The organism is Bradyrhizobium sp. BR 1432, assembly GCF_051547705.1.
GTDB classification, from domain to species: Bacteria; Pseudomonadota; Alphaproteobacteria; order Rhizobiales; family Xanthobacteraceae; genus Bradyrhizobium; species Bradyrhizobium zhanjiangense.
The window spans coordinates 231,653-248,610 of sequence record NZ_JBPUGF010000004.1; the positions used below are offsets into that span (position 1 = coordinate 231,653).

A 16,958-nucleotide genomic window follows, 5' to 3' on the forward strand; every position below is an offset into this window, starting at 1 on the left:
CATCAATAAAAAGCCGCGGATATGAATTTTCCGGACGCAAAGAGTTGTTGCTGTTTTGCAGCTTTGATAATCCCCGTTCTATAATTCACGCCGAGGTTTTCCACCTTTTTTTCGATCGCGTCGCAGAGCGCGTTTTCTCCGGAACGTTCTGCGTCATCAATGACGATCAGGAAACCATCTTTGTTAAGGCGCGAGATGAGTTGTAGGGCGCCAAACCGAGAATGTTCATTCTGTCTTGTGCCGCCTGCAGGCCCATCGACGATGAGGAAGTCGATGGCGCTTGGGACCGTTGTTGCTGCGAAATCGTATCCAGAAAAATTGAACCCACCATATTGCTGCTCGGACAAGCGTAGTAGGCGAACCTCGTGCCTTACCTTAGACTGTAGGAGCTCGCGCCAGAGCGGATCGCTCTCGACAGTCAGAATATTTGCACTAGTCAAATTCGCCACGGCAATTTGATTCAGTAGCAAAGTCGACTGACCGCCCCCTAGTTCCACAATCTGTTGGAATGAGAAGTCCTTCAGGGCGCGGACCAAAACATAGAGCAAGCTGTAGTTCGCGGCAGCGCCGACTGCGTAGAAGTGGTTCGCGAGTCCGAGAGCCTGAACATCTCGGTCAAAGATTGCGTAATACACAGCCTCTTGTGCGGGCGCGACGCCCGTCCGCGCAGCAATCCTGCGGGTCGTGGTCGCCAAAAATGCTGCAACATTAGTGCCTGCGCCGATGTTCACGTGGTAATTCCTTTTATTGACGAGCCGCTATTGAGTAGATGAGACGCCTGGGCGTTGGAAGAAGTAGAACCAAGGAGGCCCACGTCACTGCAACGACACCTCCAAATGTGGCTACACGTAGCAGGCCGCTAGTCACCCCAATCTCGTGTAAAAGGAACATTGTCGCAAACGTCGCACATGCGGTGCAAGTCGCAACGGTCAATCCCGGAGCCGCGGCTCTTAGTTGATCTGCGACTGTGATCGGTCCTCGTCTGGCGGTGATCCAGATAATGATCGGCACGGCCGCAAATAACGTTCCAACGGAGAACCCGGCGGCGGCTTCTGTAGGCCCGTATAGGCTGCCAAGAATAGCGCCTCCGCCACGCAGGAGAAGATCGGCTACGCTCCAAGTCCGCAACTCTCCAACACGTCCTTGGCTTGTCATAAACTGCCCGAAGGGTGCAACAAATCCCAGCGCAAATAGCGCTGGGCAGAGCCAAAATAGTATTTGGCCCGCCTTTTCCCATGCAGGGCCAAGGAGCAGCACGACTAAGTCACTAGAGATAAGAGGAAGCGTTGAGCCAATTGTAAAGAAGATGAGGCCAGAGACTGCCAAGATGTTACCGTACTCCTTTTTCACCTCACTAGGCAGATGAGCAATCCGGCACAACAGCGGAAATTGAACCTGAAGATAAGGGCCCAAAAGAAAGGACGTAGGCAGGCCATATAGAGATTGCGCCCGGGAGAATAGCCCAGCAGCCGAGCTTCCGCTCCAAAGACCCACAAAGGCTGCCGCGATATTGTTTGACAAGAAATTCAAAGCCGAGAACGTAGCAACACTTGCCCCAAATCTCAGAAGGTCCAGATAGGGTTTCAATCGCACTCTATGGCTTGGAAGCCATCCTCCGAAAGCTAGATAGCCGGCGGCACAAACCGCTCCCTGAATTGCAGTGCCCAATACGAGCGAAAACGCATTGCTGAACAAGTAGGCTAGTATCACTGTGGCAATCCAACCGACGACGAGACCTCCAACTTCGGCCACGAAAATGGACCGGAAGTGCAACTCCCTTCTGAGTAGAGCGGCGTGTTGTGCGCTCACCCCCAGGAGAAAGAAACTGACGGTGGCGACCATAAGAACGGGACTTAACCGGGGCTGTCCATAAGCCGATGCGATCGGCTCTGCACACAGAAGAATTACCAAGACGAGCAGAACAGTTCCGATAAAATTGAACCAGAACAAAGCATCGCGCTGCTCAGTTTCAAGCTCCCTTAACTGCACGGCGGTTGAAGGTAGGCCGAAATCTCGAAAGACAGAGAACAGGGTCGAAAAAAAGAGTGCGATAGCTACGATGCCGAATTCGCCCGGCTCGATCAGCCGAGATACTATTGCGATTTGGCTAATGTTAAGGGCAAACGATATGATTCGTTGAGCGAATAGGAGGCCAGTGCCGGATCTCGCGCGATTCCTGTAAACTGAGCCTTCCATCGAATCTCTACTCTCTCCCTGCTGAGATTGCATTCCGAGCGCTGGCCCTCTCGCTGATGTGCCGCTTTGATGCTTGTCGAGCGATAGCACTGCGGTTTGCCAGGTCGCGCTTGAGTTCAAGAGCGTGCAGCCAAGCAACAGCTTTGGGTATGAAAGGCTCTTCCGGTGGGATCAACAAGCCATTCGTGCCTACTTGGGAACTGATACAGCCCCTATTGTAGGCCACTATCAGGTTGCCCGCCGCTAGAGCTTCGAAAATCACTGTAGGTTGAGCCTCGTTGGCGTAGATTGTCGGAAAGATAAACACGTCTACCGAGTCATAAAATCGGAGTTTTTCATCACCGTAGAGAGGACCGACATAGTTTAGTACCTCACCAAGCTCCTTCTGCGCAGTTTCGAGCGCGCACCTGTCGTCAGGGTCGGGCACCGGTCCGGCGAGTCTTCCATGGACTCTCATCCCTTGCTCGCGCGCCGAGCGCAACAGATCGAGGAACAAGTAAAGTCCCTTATCTCGGTTGAGATTGCTCAGTAATCCAATTCTGAGAGGTGAGCCAGGCGAAGGTGGGGTTTGGTTGGCCTGAGGCGCTACGAACGCAGCATTCGAAATTACGATTGATCGTCTCGGATTCCGATAGGTTTGACCGAAGCTCTTTCTCATGCGGTCGCAAAGGAAAATGTGAACGACTTTTCGTCCGCCCGCCCTTAGAGCTGCCTCCATCAGGGGGCGTCGCTCGTTAATGTATCCGAAATTGTGATGATGCAGGTACGTAGGATACCTGAACAGTCGTGCGAGGGCCAAAAGATAGATCGTGTAGACGAGGCCGAAATCGCTTTGACACGGCATATAGCAGACGCGATTTTGCCGCCATGCGTTGAGCACGAGATGCCCTGAGGCAAGCAGCACGGTGGCCGTTCTTGAAAAGTGGTAAGCAACGCCTCGCTTGGCTACCTTCGGCGAGATATTCAAGAGCTTGACATCGTGTTCCTCGCTCAGAAGCTTGACGTATTCCGACGTGATATACGCCAGTCCGTCCGTCGGCGGCGGAATTTGCCCGATCGCCACGATGAAACGTTGCTTGGTAGACATAATGTGGCGTTGATTAGGATGCGAGTTAGTAGGCTGAGCTGTGCAGCACGCCGAAGACCGTCCGCACGAGAATGGAAACGTCCAAGAACACGCTCCAATTATTGATGTACCACAGGTCATGCTCCACGCGCTTCTGCATCAGCTCGAGCGTGCGGGTTTCTCCGCGATAACCATTAACCTGGGCCCAGCCGGTGATGCCGGGCTTGACGTGGTGGCGGAAGGCGTAGTTGCCGATGATCTGCTCATATTCGGTGTTGTGGGCGGCCGCGTGCGGGCGGGGGCCGACCAGCGACATGTCGCCCTTGAGCACGTTGAGGAGCTGCGGCAGCTCGTCGATCGAGGTCTTGCGCAGCCATTTGCCGATTGGCGTGACGCGCGGGTCGTTCTTCTGCGCCTGCACGATCGTCGGGCCGTCCTCGAGCACGCGCATGGTGCGGAACTTGAAGATCCTGAACGCGCGCCCGCCAAAGCCGTGGCGGGTCTGGCGGAAGAACACCGGGCCCTTCGAGGTCAGCTTGATCACGATCGCGGTCACCAGCATCACCGGCGCGAACACCAATAGCGCAAGGCTCGCGCCGACGAGGTCCAGCGCGCGCTTGAGCGCGCGTTCGCGAAAAGAGAGCGGGGCGCGGCGCAGCTCGGCGGTGAAGGTGTTGCCGGTGCCTTCAAGCGGATAGCGCAGGAAGCGCGCCGTGTTGGCGTCCGGCACCAGATGCACCGGAACGGGGAGGATCTTCAGCACGTCCAGAATGCTGTCGATCGCATGCTGCCGGCTCCAGTTGATCAGCAGGAAGACGTGCTCGATCCGGTTCTCGCGCGCGTAACTGATCAGCTCCTCGAAGCGCGGCGCCAGCGAAGACAGCAGCAGCGGCGAATTCGAGTTCCTTTGGCCGAACCTCCATCACCCGCATCAGGCGGTAGCCGTGCTGGCCGAGGTCGTCGACCGCGTTGGACGAGGTGGCAAGGCCGAACTCGGCGATCATGATCGCGCGGCCGTTGGCGAAGGCGCCGGTGCGCAAGGCATGCGCGGTCCAGCGCGCCGCGGCCGTCTTCCAGGCGATGAGGACGGCGAGGCCGACCAGATAGAACGAGATCGTGGTGCCGCGGGAGAATTCGTCGCTGACCTTCATCGTGAAGGCGATCGCCAGCAGCGCGCCGAACAGAAAGGTCCACGTCGTCAGCGTCATCCGGAACGTGCGCGGCAGGTTCGTGATGTTCTTGAGGCGATAGCCCTGCTGCACGATGGTCAGAAGCACGAAATTGATGGCGACGAGCAGGCTCGCCGCCGCATAGACGTCGGCCTTGCCGAGCGTGCCGGCGGTCGCAACGTGATAACCGACCGCGCAGCCGATCCCGCTGACCACGATCAGCGCCGCATCGATCACGGCCATCGACCGTTCCACAACCACAGGGCGCAGCCAGCTCGGCGCAAAGCCAGTAGCTGTGGATGCAACTGGCTCGACCACGCCAATTTCCCCGCCGAATCAGCGACGGGCACCGGTCGCGTGGAAAGAAAAGTCATCCTGCCAAACCCATTGACGCAATATTCATTGCCCGAACGCGCCGTGCTATCGGTCAAAATCGCTGTTAAAACAAGGCGAAGGAAAAATTAACCTTACCCCAGAAGCTTGCATTGTAGCCCATCTCGCCTCGTGACTGATATGTTAAATTTCACAACCCGTTAGGAAGTTCTCGTTGCCTCGAACCCAGTCCCGGCGGCGACCTCGGCCGAGAGGGAAGCGCTACCTCGCCATTGGCCTTGCAGTCGTCGCGTTGGTAGGAATTGTACTCCTCGTTCTTCGTCCCGATAGGGCGCCCATACGAGCTCCGACAGCTTCCAGGGCCGCCGCAGTCAAGCTCCTCCTGGACGGGCCATATGGCGCGCGATTTGCCGGCGAACTCGCGGCATCCAGACAGGGATACTTCTCCTCCCGCATTGAGGTGTCGGCCCAGCCTGAAGACCCTGACTTCGTCCAAACCATTGCACGCCAACATGCCATCGGCGTGACGAGCGGCCAGAAGTTCCTGCTGGCGAGCTGGCGTGGCGTGCCCGTGACCGCCTTTGCTGCGAGCTTTCTCGATACTTCTGTCGCGATTTTCACGCTCGAAGCCTCGGGATTGCGGCGGCCGGCTGATCTGGTCGGAAAGCGGGTCGGATACCGCGGGGCGAGTGAGGGAGACGTCGTTTTCGATGCCATGATGGCGCAGCTCGGGCTTCCCCGAAGCCAGATCACCAAGGTCGCAGGCCGCGACAGCTTCGAGGCTCTGCGGGCCGGGGAGGTGGATGCGATCATCACCGCAATCGACGCGCGACCCGATCCCTCCAGTTCGGCTTTCGTGAAGCTGAATGTCATCAAGCCGCAAGACTACGGCATCCATGTCCCTGGCTTGGTCTACTTCGCGAGCAATGGTCTCGTCCATGAACAGCCATCCATGATTGCCGACATCCTTCAGGGCCTCATTCGAGGATGGCAATTTACCTACGCGGACTATGCACGGAGCGTGCCCGTTCTCGCCGGCGCCGGCTCGACCAGGCTAAGCCCTGAGCGGCTGAAATTCGAGCTGCAGCAGCAGCGGCCGTTGGTGCTGCCGACGGGCGGTCGTATTGGCGACTACGACGAAAGCCGCTGGCGGACGCTCCGGGATATTCTGATTTTCGCCAAGCTCGGCGAGGAAGACGTGCCGCTGGCTCAGACGGTCAACTACCAGTTCCTTCGGGATGTGTACCGCCGTTCACCCGACCTCGCAGCCCCGGGCGCCTGGAGCGAGGAGAAGTAGGACCAAGAAGCCACACCTGTGCGCCATATCGCCCCAAAAGGCCGTTGGCCGCCGTGGCATCGGTTGCTTTTCTACCGATGGCCTTGGTAAAGTTCGGTTCACTATTTGGGCTAGTCGCGGAGTGGTTTGCGACCTGTGAAGTCGGTTGGCGGGGGTCTGACGGGCGCGGGGCGGGGATCAAATCCGTAGGGGCGAGGAGCTTTTTGGGATGTTTAAGACGTTGATGCGAGCAGGTCTTTTGGCCGCGATTGTTTCCCTCGGCGCAGCGAGCGGAGCAAGCGCCGCGATGCAGATGCCCGCACCGGCAGCCCTGCTCACGGGCGAGAGCCAGGTGACGCCTGTTACGTTCTGGGCGCAGCCGTACCCATACCGCTATGTGCCGGTGCGCCGTTGCCCCTTGGTGCGGGTCGAGACGCCCTATGGCTGGTACATGGACCGCGTTTGCGCGCCTGTCGGTCCTGTCCTGCGTCGGGCATATTGAGCTTGGGCTGACGGAGCGGCGGCCGCCGTTTCTTGCAAAGATTTAAAGGCAGCCGCACAGCTCATGCGGCTGCCTTGCTCATTTTTGTTTCGCAGAGTGCTGCTCTTTTGTGCGCGCAGCGCAGGTTCACCATGAATATCTTTGCCGGGCCGGGATAGTCTTTCGCATGGTGAAGATTGTGTTACCAGATCGGCGGGGCTGCATCGGCAGCGTGATTGCTTAAGGCGGCGGTGGCTGGATCTCCTGGGAGTGGTGATCCGGCCAATCGGCCGCTGTTAGAGGATACGATGACAGGGGCTTCAACCTACGATCTCACGGGCAAACGTGTCTTTGTCGCGGGTCACCGCGGCATGGTCGGATCAGCTGTCGTCCGAAGGCTTGCATCAGAGAATTGCACCCTGCTGGTTGCCGACCGGCGTGAGCTGGACCTCACAAAGGAAGAGCCCACGTTGAAATGGCTGCAGGCCAATCGTCCCGACGTTGTGGTGCACGCCGCTGCAAAGGTCGGCGGTATCGCAGCCAACAACAGTTTCCCGGTCGACTTTCTCTGCGACAATCTTGCGGTGGAATTGAACGTCATCCGCGCAAGTCACACGGTTGGCGTGCAGCGCCTGTTGTTCCTCGGCTCATCCTGTATCTATCCCAAGCACGCCAAGCAGCCGATCGCCGAAAGCGAATTGCTGACGGGGCCGCTTGAGCCGACCAACGAGTGGTATGCGATCGCTAAGATTGCCGGCCTCAAGATGTGCCAGGCGTATCGTCGGCAATATGGCGATGATTTCATCTCGGTGATGCCGACCAATCTCTACGGCCGGGGCGACAATTATCATCCGGACCATAGTCACGTCCCTGCAGCGCTGATCCGGCGCTTCCACGAAGCCAAGATCGCCAATGCGCCAAGCGTCTCCGTATGGGGCACCGGCACGCCGCTCCGCGAGTTTCTCAACGTCGATGATTTCGCCGATGCCTGCGCTTTCCTTCTGAAGAATTATTCGAGCGACCTGCCGATAAACGTCGGTAGTGGTGATGAGTTATCGATCGCAGACTTCGCGGCGGCCGTAGCGGCAGTCGTGGGTTACGGAGGCAAGCTCGCGTTCGATATCTCCAAGCCTGACGGAACGCCACGCAAGTTGCTGGATAGCTCGAGAATTCGCGGGCTTGGTTGGCGACCAAACGTCGCTTTGCAGGCCGGTCTCGCGGCCGCATACGCAGATTTCTTGGAAGGCTACGGACGTCATCTGGAAGTCAGCGCAACGCGCTGAGTAGACTACTTGGACTACAACAAAGCTTTTTATTCTGAACTTTGACTTGGGCGGGGCTTTATGCGTGTTCTCTTGGTGGGCATCAACTATGCCCCAGATCTGATCGGCGTTGCGAAATACAACGCCGAGCTCTGCGAAAGTTTGGCAGCCGACGGTCATGAAGTTCGAGTCGTTACGGCGCCCCCTTATTATCCGGCCTGGAAGATCCCCCCGCATTCAAATCGTCGTACTTCAGACCGAGAGCTGTCGGCGGTGTTCGAGTAACACGTGCGCCGATTTATGTGCCCGCACATCCCTCGGGCGCCAAACGGCTGGTCCATCACGCTTCATTCGCGCTCACGAGCGCGGTGCCGGTCCTCTTCGAGGCGCTATCCTGGCGACCAGACGTTATGATCGCTGTCGCGCCATCGCTGATGTCGGCTGCCTTCGTCTCGTTCGTCGCTCGTCGCGTCGGTGCCAAATCATGGCTTCATGTGCAGGACTTCGAGGTCGACGCGGCATTCGATCTTGGTCTCCTGCGCAACCATTCACTGCGCAAGTGGATGTTGAGAATGGAAGCTGCAATCCTCAAATCCTTCGATCGCGTCTCAACTATTTCTGAGGCGATGCTGCTGCGGCTGGCAATCAAGGGGCTAGCGCCCAACAAAGCGCTTGAGGTCAGAAACTGGATTGATACCAGCGCGATCTGCCCCGGATCACGAATGACAAAATACCGCCGGCAGTTAAACATTGGCGAGGGCGATATTGTTGCGCTCTACTCTGGAACGATGTCGAACAAACAGGGGCTCGATCTCGTAATCGAGGCTGCGGTCAGCTTGGAGCAAAGCCATCCAAATGTTCACTTTATTCTTAGCGGCGAGGGGCCGCACAAAACGAGGCTCGAGCAGATGGGCGCCGGACATTCCAACGTCCATTTTTTCGGACTTCAGCCCAACGAGAGCTTCAACGAATTGATGGCGACGGCCGATTTTCATCTCATTCCGCAGAAGGCCGAGGCAGCCGATCTGGTGTTGCCCTCGAAACTTGGTGCGATCTTCGCGTCCGCGCGGCCGGTCATAGCGATGGCCGAAGAAGGTACGGGGCTGTCGTTGGAAGTGACCGGCGCCGGTCTCGTGATTCCGCCGGGAGATTTGTCAGCTCTGGAAGTTGCGATCTGCCAGCTCAGTGAGTTGCCCGCACTCCGCCGGCGTTACGGCGATGAAGGACGAAAGCGCGCCCTCGAGCGATGGGATCGGTGGACGATCGTTCGGCGGTGGGCGGAAGTCATGGCAGGCGAGTCCAACTCAACTGGGAAAGAGGAAAGCGGCTCGGCAGGCGCTAACGACAACGTTGCATTGCCGGTGGAGGATGCGGTTCGTGTGCCCTGAGGTGCCTAGCCTCAACCAGTTGCGCTGCGATAGGATTGTCGACCGAGACTAGCCGGAAATAAGCGCCGCGATGAGCGCTCATACCCGAGTCTCGCTCGCTGCGATGCTTGACCGACACGATCTTCCTCAGAGGGCGGCTATTAGTTCTGCGGCGAGACGATCCATAAGCACTAGTGTGAAATCAACCGTGAGATGGTTTGCGTCTCTATAGACAACGACGCCGTCGCGAATGGCTGGACATACCAAGCCTGTGCAAATCGACGATGTTAGGTCGATCATGCGCGCGTGGTTGATGGACGCGACGGCACGTTGCTCTGCTTCGAACACTTCGTTGCTTGTAGTGAGCGAAAGACTGCGACTGCAGGTGCTAAATGGTAAGCGCCGCCATTCCGCCCGAGCAAGACAATTGCCGACCGGGTGGTAAGGAGTGGGATTGTCGCGGATCACAATGAGCTTGGCGTTGACCGGTTCGAGTTCCTTGAGCGCTCCAAATAATCCACGCTCCCAGGTCTCAATGCTCACTGCGTGAGGTCCCAGATTGGTGAATGGTCCCTTGACGTTTCCGCTCGAAAACTGCGCCAACAGTATCGCGTCCGGGCTATCTTGAGTTTTTATCATCGCGATTGCCTGCTCGCGCCAGCTTGCGCACTGGGGCGAAAGACGACGAAGTCGTAAACTGTAGATTTCGGAAACGGGAATATCAGCGATAGGACAGGAGGCCCTAAGATAAGTGATAAGCCGCCATCCTTTCTGTTCGGCAATGGCTGTAAGCGCGGTTGTCCATTGATCGGCGTGAGAATCTCCCAACAGCACAATTGTCTTCGTATAGCTGGATGGGCCGAATACACAACGAATTGGCTTCGGTGTCGTGAACCCGGCTAAGCAACCGCTCTCACTCGCAAGTGAATACTTGGAGGTTGAGGCAACTATGGTCGCTTGCGCAGCATCCGTAACATAATGTGCAATCGTGAACGAAAGGACGCCAGCAGTTGTAGCGACTAGCGTAAGGGCACCGCCCATGGCAATTGATCGTACAGATCGTTGTGCCAGCCAGTAACTAGCTCTGATGGGGTATTCGAGCCAGGCGAGGCTGAGCGACGAGAGAACGATCGTCATGACAAAGAAAAGGCAATGGGCCAGTGCCGTGCTGCCAACAAGCACCGTACCAAGAACTGCAATCGGCCAATGCCACAGGTAAATGGCGTAGGACCGGGCACCGAAGAACTGAAACGGATACGTCCTGAGCAAAGCCGACGGTCCAGCAGGATTGTTCCCCGTGAGCAGCAGCAGTGCCGTAGCTGCCACTGGAACAACGGCAACGACTCCCGGGAACGCCATGAAGCCGTCGATAGCAAAGAATGACAGGATGAGAAGTGCGAATGACAACCATCCAACGATTGAACTCGAGCCATGCTGCTTTGCCCAGCGCTCGAAGGGTCTTGTTGCGATCAGAGCTCCTGCTCCAAACTCCCACGCCCGAGGGGGCGCGAGATAGAACGCCCAAGCTTGCTTGCCGTAGGTCAGGTAGATGCAGCCAGCGAACGATCCGAACACTACGATCAGCAAAGCTAGCAGGATGATCTTTTGGCTGAAACGACCGACAATGAGGAGAAACGCGGGCCAGACCAAGTAAAATTGTTCCTCGACTGAAAGTGACCACGTATGAAGGAAGGGATTGAGCGAACTTTCGGGGGCGAAATAGTTCATGGATTGGCGGAGGAGCCAAACATTGGCGGCATACAGCGCTGAAGCTGCGGCCGACTTGGCCATCTCCTTCTGTTCAAAGGGCGCCAGCACGAAGTATCCGATGATCAAGGTCGCTAGCGTGACCGCGAAGGCGGCAGGCAAGAGTCTCTTAGCCCTGCGACCATAGAAGCCAAGAAAATCGACTTTCCCGGTCGCGGCTATCTCCCGAAGCAAAAGTTGCGTGATCAGGAAGCCGGATATGACGAAGAACACGTCTACACCGACAAATCCGCCGGTTAAGCCCGGAACTCCGTAATGAAAGGCGACCACCGATAGAACTGCGATCGCCCTCAGCCCCTCGACATCAGCTCTGAAATGGGTCGCCGCTCGCGATACGGGCTGCATGTCTATTGCTGTGCACATTGCATCTAGAAACGCGCGAACAATCAGTACCACGCATTTCGTTCGGGGAGTTTGTCCGTTTTCGGCTGTTCGTGGGGCGGCGGCGAGGCAAGGGCTAGTGTCGGCGGATACGCGAAGGAGAAGTCGGGCCTGACCCGCCAAGCGCAGGGAAGTAATCTGCAGATAATATCCGCTCGGACCAAAGCCGGCAGGTTGGCGTCATTCGGTGACCTCAGCCTTAGACGCGTTCGAACAAGATGTCGAAATAGGCGCCACCAGATGCACGCTTCGCAAACCGGTCCTCGCGTCTCACCTGAAAGCCAAAAGCTTTCAGATACGAGCGAATTTGATCAACGGTCGCACAATTCCGGTATGACTCGAAGTCCGCCGCTTCGGCCTTGATGAATCTGAATTGCCGCAAGATTTCTTGCGCACCCCGCAGAACCAGCAACTCCGAGCCCTGGGTGTCCAACACAAGGGCATTGTATTGCCCGAGATCGACCTGCCACATTTCAAGAGCCGTTTTCAACGTCGAAGAACGAATCGTTATGTCGCGGACGAAGTGCACATCCGGCCAAATGTCCTTGTGGTCTTGCAAATCCAGAATGGACGATGACAGGCCATCATTGTTCGAGACATGGAAAGTATAGGGCTTGCCATCAGTATCGGCGATCAGCGCGTTGATTGCCCGCTGGTCAGGCAGCGAGCGGATGTTTTGTCGAAGCATTTCAAATTGCTCCGGGACAGGTTCTATCCACGCCACCTTCAGTTTGTGTCGGGCATAGAGGTCCCGTTCTTGGCCAGCATTTGCCCCGACATGAATCACGCCGGAACATAGTTCAAGATAGGAGTTGGGATCGCCGTAAAGGCGGCGGGAAATGTAGCGGCGCAATCGGCCGGCAAAGCGTAGCGGCGCTGTGAGCATAATGAGTTCGCCTGTGCTTGTCGCCTGAACAGCCCACCCGGCAATTTGACCTCCACATGAGGGGAGGTCAACCCGCTCTATGCTAAGCGCGCGCCAGTGTTCCGTTGGAAACAATGGCGGCAAAGCGGCGACGCATTCGACGAAGTACGCGATGTTGCCCAGGTGCTTCAAGGTCGGTGAAAGATCAATTGAAGAGGGAGAAAGGCCTTTTCCGAAAGCACCCGAACGTATTGCCGCGATAGAGCCCGCGTTATTGCAGCGCCCGAAGTTGAGAGTGCGATCCGCGAGCCGAGCTCGCGTATCACAAATGTGGCAGTGCGGAACTCGATCGCACAAGTCACATTATTTTCTGCAACTCAAATGAGTGACGGGCTTGACGTTATGCGCCGGCATGGCGCAGCCTTGATTGTCCGGCGGGTTGGGTGTCCGGAGGTGTCGATATGGAGAAGTCTGTCGCTGAGCATTACGGTGCGCAGTTCTTCAAGGAGCAGTCAGGCGGGTCGTTCGAATTTGCGTCGGTGATCGTCCCGCTGGTGCTTCGACTTTTCAAAGTCAATTCGGTCGTTGACGTCGGCTGCGGTGTCGGCGCTTGGCTGCACGAATTCGCTACGAACGGTGTGAGCGATTATCTCGGAATTGACGGCGACTATGTGCCTCGTGATCAGCTCAGAATTCCGTCGGAAAGGTTCAGATCCATGGACCTTCGATCCATCACCGATATCGGCCGCAAATTCGATTTGGCGTGTTCGTTAGAGGTGGCCGAGCATTTGCCCGAGAGTAGCGCGAATGAGTTCGTTTCCGCGCTCGTGGCCGCTGCACCAATCGTATTGTTCTCTGCCGCAGTCAAAGGGCAAGGCGGTAGAAACCACCTGAATGAGCAATGGCCATCCTACTGGGCAGAACGTTTCAGCCGCCATGGTTACAGCGCCTTCGATTGCGTCCGACCGCAGATATATGACGACAGCCGAATTCGGCCCTGGTATCGACAGAACCTTCTCGTTTTTTGTCGCGGCGATTGTTGTCCCGCAGGTTATTCCTCGCTAACCAGTCCGTTCGATCTGGATCGCGTCTTGCCTGACTACTTTGAGTATAAGGTCCAGGAAGTCACCGAAGGCAAGAGTGCGGCGATAGCGGCAAGACATCTCCTCGGAAACCTTGGGGTCTTGGCAAGAGCAGCGAGACGTCGGTCCGGTCTCTAACGCCTCATTCCCCACTGCCGGTGGAAGATGCGGTTCGCTTGCCTAAAGAGGGATGACACCGCGATGACGTCGCTTGGGCACGAGCAGCCACCAGTAAGCGCCGCGAGAGCGCTTACTTGCTTCTCATCAATCGTGATGACAACCCACCGACAGGCTATTCGTGCCGCGCGAAGTAGCGGAAGCCGTGCTGCTTGATCAGTTCGTCCCGCTTCGCGGATTCGAGATCCTCCTTCATCATCTCCCGAACTAGGCTCTCGAACGACGTTTTCGGCTCCCAGCCGAGCTTTTGTTTCGCCTTGGCAGGATCGCCGAGAAGCGTCTCGACTTCGGTCGGTCGGAAGTACCTGGGATCGACCGATACAACGCACTTTCCAGTTTTGGCATCGTATCCCTTTTCATCGACCCCCGCGCCTTCCCAGCGAATTCGCATTCCAATCTCGCTGGCCGCGACGTTGACGAAGTCCCTCACCGAGTGTTGTTTGCCGGTAGCGATGACGAAATCCTCTGCCTTCTCCTGCTGCAACATCAACCACTGCATCTCAACATAATCGCGGGCATGTCCCCAGTCGCGCAGCGCGTCGAGATTGCCGAGATACAAACGTTCCTGCAGGCCCAAATGGATCCGCGCCAGGGCGCGCGTGATTTTTCGGGTGACAAAGGTCTCGCCGCGGACGGGAGACTCGTGATTGAACAGGATGCCATTGCAGGCATACATGCCGTAGGCTTCACGATAGTTCACGGTGATCCAATACGCGTAGAGCTTGGCGACCGCGTAAGGGGAACGTGGGTAGAAGGGCGTCGTCTCCTTTTGCGGAATCTCCTGCACGAGGCCATAGAGTTCGGACGTCGAGGCTTGGTAGAAACGCGTCTTCTTCTCCAGGCCAACGATCCGGATCGCCTCTAAAATCCGAAGCGCGCCCAGCGCGTCTGAATTTGCGGTGTATTCCGGTTCCTCAAACGAAACGGCAACATGGCTTTGGGCAGCGAGATTATAGATCTCATTAGGCTGCACCTGCCCGACGATCCGGATCAGGCTCGACGAGTCCGTGAGGTCGCCGTAGTGCAACCGGAACGGCGGGTCCGGCTCATGCGGGTCAAGGTAAAGGTGATCGATGCGGTCGGTATTGAAGAGGGAGGTCCGGCGCTTGATGCCGTGGACCTCGTATCCCTTCTGTAGAAGAAGTTCGGCCAAATAAGCGCCGTCCTGGCCGGTGACGCCGGTAATAAGTGCTCGTTTCTTTGTCATATCAGTCCCAAAATGGAAATTTGTACTTACACGAAGTTGATTTGGCTAGGGAGGGTGAAACCGAACGAAAATCAAGCTTAGATTAACGGCAGCTTGGCTGCAGCGAACGAGGACTGGTCCGATGTCCGGCTTGGGTCATTCGCGTCGATCGGCTGGGGCCGCGACCATGTCCGGTCTACCCCCAAAGAGCAGACGCCAAGGTGGGGCGTGGGTTCGACGCTAAGGGCCACATCCAGACATGATCAGCCACGGAGGCGGCCTCACGGCGCTGGGCTCAGTGGGTGCCCAGCACCATCTCCCATCACTTGGTTCTCGGAACCTGGAGGCGTAGACTGTCATCAACCTATCTTGGAGGCATGCCTTGGCCAGCGAGCGCGTCGAGCGTCGGCTCACTGCCATTTTGGCAGCCGATGTTGCTGGCTACAGCCGATTAACTGGCCTGGATGAAGAGGGCACGCACGTCCAGCTCCAGGACCATCTACACACCCTCGTCGATCCCAAGATTGCCGAACACCGCGGCCGTGTTGTCAAGAACACCGGCGATGGGCTGTTGGCTGACTTTAGCAGCGTAGTGGACGCACTGCGCTGCGCTCTTGATGTCCAGCGCGGGATGGCCGAGCGCAATGCCGAGGTGCCAGATGAGAAGCGCATCGAGTTCCGGATTGGCATCAATGTTGGCGACATCCTCATCGATCGAGGTGACATTTTCGGCGATGGCGTGAACGTGGCAGCGCGTCTGGAGGGATTGGCGAAGCCCGGTGGCATTTGCATCTCCGATGACGCGCACCGACAGGTTCGGGGCAAGTTCGATGTCACCTTCGAGGATACAGGCGAACGGCAACTCAAGAACATCGCACGGCCGGTGCGTGTCTTCCGAGTCGCTCTTGATGACGCGCGGCCCGCCAAGCCAAACTGGCCGCGGCACAGTACGGCGCCGGCTGTACGTCGCGACAGGTGGGGTGCGCGCCTCACGGCGATCGGAGCCGCAGTCGTGCTAATCGCCGGCGCTGGTGGCGCGGGATTGTACTTCCACCCCGGCCGAGCGCCCATCGTCTCACAGATGCAGGACAAGCTGGCAAAGCCCTCGGAGCGCTTCTCCATCGTCGTGCTGCCCTTTATCAACCTATCCGGCGATGCGAGCCAGGATTATCTGGCAGACGTCATCAGTGACGAACTGACCACCGGGTTCTCGCGTTTTCGCGACAATTTCGTCATCTCCCGCTCGACTGCTTTCACTTACAAGGGCAAGCCAATCGACGTGCGGCAGATCGGCAAGGATCTAGGTGTGCGCTATGTGCTGGAAGGCAGCGTGCAGCCAACTGGCGACCGGCTGCGCGTGCATGCCCAGCTCATCGATACCGAGAGCGATGCGCACCTCTGGGCTGACCAGTTTGACGAAAATCGCTACGACGTCTTGCAGATGCAAGATGCCATCGTTACCCGCATCGCGCACGCGATCGGTATCAAGATGACTGCAGAAAGAGCCCGCTGGGCACAATCTCGCGCAGCCAATCCCAGTGCGGAAGACCTTGCGTGGCGCTGCACCGCGGCCATGATGCGCATGTATTTGACGCCGGTACTCGATTCCGCCTACCGCCTGTGCGAGCAAACGTTGCAGATCGACCCTGAGAATGTCCGCGCACTGTCCCTCCTGTCAATCAAGTTCAGCCATCGCGTTTACGTTTTTGCGAGTCCCGATCGCCAAGCTGATCTTCACCGCGCGGACGAACTTGCCTCCTTAGCCATAAAGATCGATCCGGACAACTTCCTGGCTCACTCGGCGAAAGGCGATGTTCTACTCGTGGCGGGGCGCTCTCGGGAGGCGATTGATTCTTATCAGCGCGCCCTGATGTTAGCTCCCGGCAGCATTCCGCCGGGATTGGCTTTGGCCTACAGCTATGCCGGTGAGCCGGAACAGGCCATCGCCTATGCCGACAAGGCGATGCGGCTCAGCCCGCACGACCCCTTTTCCACGCCGCTGTATCTCGCCAAGGCTCTCGCCTTCAGCATCTTGCAGGACTATGAGGAGGCGCTTGTATGGATTGACCGGGCTGAAGCTGCTTCTCCCGAGATTTTGCTAATCGGATTTGTGCGGTCTGCGCTACTTGCCTTGGCGGGTAAAGAGGCAGATGCGCGCGCAGCAATGCAGCGATATTTGGCGAACGACAATGCCCCTATCAGGACCATCACTCAATGGAAAGCTCGAAGGCAAGGCGTACCGTTGCCATCCTATAGTCCGCGTTTTCTTATGTGGGGGCTAAGATTTAACGAGGGGCTCCAAAAAGCCGGACTGCCGGAGTGATCAACGCCGGTTGCCCGCGCCGACGAG

At 57.4% G+C, this 16,958-nt stretch carries 13 protein-coding genes and 1 pseudogene; 6 read left to right on the top strand and 8 right to left on the bottom strand.

The window, feature by feature from the left end; all coding sequences use genetic code 11:
* Nucleotides 1-2 precede the first annotated feature (2 nt).
* From ACSKB8_RS42120 to ACSKB8_RS42140, 5 genes and pseudogenes are all read right to left on the bottom strand, one after another.
* Nucleotides 3-731, bottom strand: a complete 729-nt coding sequence (locus tag ACSKB8_RS42120) for a hypothetical protein (RefSeq protein ID WP_438111246.1) — start codon at nucleotides 729-731, stop codon at nucleotides 3-5.
* 13 nt (nucleotides 732-744) lie between these two features.
* On the bottom strand, nucleotides 745-2,196 hold the full coding sequence (locus ACSKB8_RS42125) for an oligosaccharide flippase family protein (protein WP_438111247.1): 1,452 nt from the start codon (nucleotides 2,194-2,196) through the stop codon (nucleotides 745-747).
* A 7-nt stretch (nucleotides 2,197-2,203) separates the two neighbouring features.
* On the bottom strand, nucleotides 2,204-3,283 hold the full coding sequence (locus tag ACSKB8_RS42130; RefSeq protein ID WP_438111248.1) for a glycosyltransferase family 4 protein: 1,080 nt from the start codon (nucleotides 3,281-3,283) through the stop codon (nucleotides 2,204-2,206).
* Between the two features lie 25 nt (nucleotides 3,284-3,308).
* Nucleotides 3,309-4,151 carry an exopolysaccharide biosynthesis polyprenyl glycosylphosphotransferase gene (locus tag ACSKB8_RS42135; protein ID WP_438111783.1) on the bottom strand — a complete coding sequence of 281 codons (843 nt, stop codon included), beginning with the start codon at nucleotides 4,149-4,151 and terminating at the stop codon, nucleotides 3,309-3,311.
* 148 nt (nucleotides 4,152-4,299) lie between these two features.
* Nucleotides 4,300-4,674, bottom strand: a pseudogene (locus tag ACSKB8_RS42140) (undecaprenyl-phosphate glucose phosphotransferase); the annotation flags it as partial.
* A gap of 382 nt (nucleotides 4,675-5,056) precedes the next feature.
* On the opposite strand from ACSKB8_RS42140, the gene ACSKB8_RS42145 reads away from it, so the two are divergent.
* From ACSKB8_RS42145 to ACSKB8_RS42160, 4 genes are all read left to right on the top strand, one after another.
* The gene (locus ACSKB8_RS42145; protein ID WP_438111784.1) at nucleotides 5,057-6,061 is read left to right on the top strand and encodes an ABC transporter substrate-binding protein; all 1,005 of its coding nucleotides are present in this window, start codon (nucleotides 5,057-5,059) and stop codon (nucleotides 6,059-6,061) included.
* Nucleotides 6,062-6,269: 208 nt separating this feature from the next.
* Nucleotides 6,270-6,542, top strand: a complete 273-nt coding sequence (locus tag ACSKB8_RS42150) for a hypothetical protein (protein WP_244551064.1) — start codon at nucleotides 6,270-6,272, stop codon at nucleotides 6,540-6,542.
* A 287-nt stretch (nucleotides 6,543-6,829) separates the two neighbouring features.
* Nucleotides 6,830-7,804, top strand: coding sequence for a GDP-L-fucose synthase family protein (locus ACSKB8_RS42155; protein ID WP_438111785.1), 975 nt, complete (start codon nucleotides 6,830-6,832; stop codon nucleotides 7,802-7,804).
* 281 nt (nucleotides 7,805-8,085) lie between these two features.
* Nucleotides 8,086-9,171: a WcaI family glycosyltransferase gene (locus ACSKB8_RS42160; RefSeq protein WP_438111250.1), complete on the top strand. Its 1,086-nt coding sequence runs from the start codon at nucleotides 8,086-8,088 to the stop codon at nucleotides 9,169-9,171.
* Between the two features lie 126 nt (nucleotides 9,172-9,297).
* On the opposite strand, the gene ACSKB8_RS42165 is transcribed toward ACSKB8_RS42160, so the two are convergent.
* The gene (locus ACSKB8_RS42165; protein ID WP_438111252.1) at nucleotides 9,298-11,262 is read right to left on the bottom strand and encodes an acyltransferase family protein; all 1,965 of its coding nucleotides are present in this window, start codon (nucleotides 11,260-11,262) and stop codon (nucleotides 9,298-9,300) included.
* Nucleotides 11,263-11,497: 235 nt separating this feature from the next.
* On the bottom strand, nucleotides 11,498-12,355 hold the full coding sequence (locus tag ACSKB8_RS42170; RefSeq protein WP_438111254.1) for an FkbM family methyltransferase: 858 nt from the start codon (nucleotides 12,353-12,355) through the stop codon (nucleotides 11,498-11,500).
* Nucleotides 12,356-12,624: 269 nt separating this feature from the next.
* On the opposite strand from ACSKB8_RS42170, the gene ACSKB8_RS42175 reads away from it, so the two are divergent.
* Nucleotides 12,625-13,383, top strand: coding sequence for a class I SAM-dependent methyltransferase (locus tag ACSKB8_RS42175; protein WP_438111256.1), 759 nt, complete (start codon nucleotides 12,625-12,627; stop codon nucleotides 13,381-13,383).
* 154 nt (nucleotides 13,384-13,537) lie between these two features.
* Here the strand turns inward: ACSKB8_RS42175 and gmd are convergent, their stop codons facing one another.
* The gene (gmd, locus tag ACSKB8_RS42180; RefSeq protein WP_128935743.1) at nucleotides 13,538-14,629 is read right to left on the bottom strand and encodes a GDP-mannose 4,6-dehydratase; all 1,092 of its coding nucleotides are present in this window, start codon (nucleotides 14,627-14,629) and stop codon (nucleotides 13,538-13,540) included.
* Between the two features lie 361 nt (nucleotides 14,630-14,990).
* Here gmd and ACSKB8_RS42185 point away from each other — a divergent pair, with 361 nt between their 5' ends.
* On the top strand, nucleotides 14,991-16,931 hold the full coding sequence (locus ACSKB8_RS42185; RefSeq protein ID WP_438111258.1) for an adenylate/guanylate cyclase domain-containing protein: 1,941 nt from the start codon (nucleotides 14,991-14,993) through the stop codon (nucleotides 16,929-16,931).
* The last annotated feature ends 27 nt before the right edge of the window (nucleotides 16,932-16,958 follow it).

Bases quoted from the DNA above. Each gene is read 5' to 3' on its own strand.
- gmd (WP_128935743.1), bottom strand. From the start codon at position 14,629: ATGACAAAGAAACGAGCACTTATTACCGGCGTCACCGGCCAGGACGGC.
- ACSKB8_RS42130 (WP_438111248.1), bottom strand. From the start codon at position 3,283: ATGTCTACCAAGCAACGTTTCATCGTGGCGATCGGGCAAATTCCGCCG.
- ACSKB8_RS42125 (WP_438111247.1), bottom strand. From the start codon at position 2,196: ATGGAAGGCTCAGTTTACAGGAATCGCGCGAGATCCGGCACTGGCCTC.
- ACSKB8_RS42155 (WP_438111785.1), top strand. From the start codon at position 6,830: ATGACAGGGGCTTCAACCTACGATCTCACGGGCAAACGTGTCTTTGTC.
- ACSKB8_RS42175 (WP_438111256.1), top strand. From the start codon at position 12,625: ATGGAGAAGTCTGTCGCTGAGCATTACGGTGCGCAGTTCTTCAAGGAG.
- ACSKB8_RS42150 (WP_244551064.1), top strand. From the start codon at position 6,270: ATGTTTAAGACGTTGATGCGAGCAGGTCTTTTGGCCGCGATTGTTTCC.
- ACSKB8_RS42165 (WP_438111252.1), bottom strand. From the start codon at position 11,262: ATGCAGCCCGTATCGCGAGCGGCGACCCATTTCAGAGCTGATGTCGAG.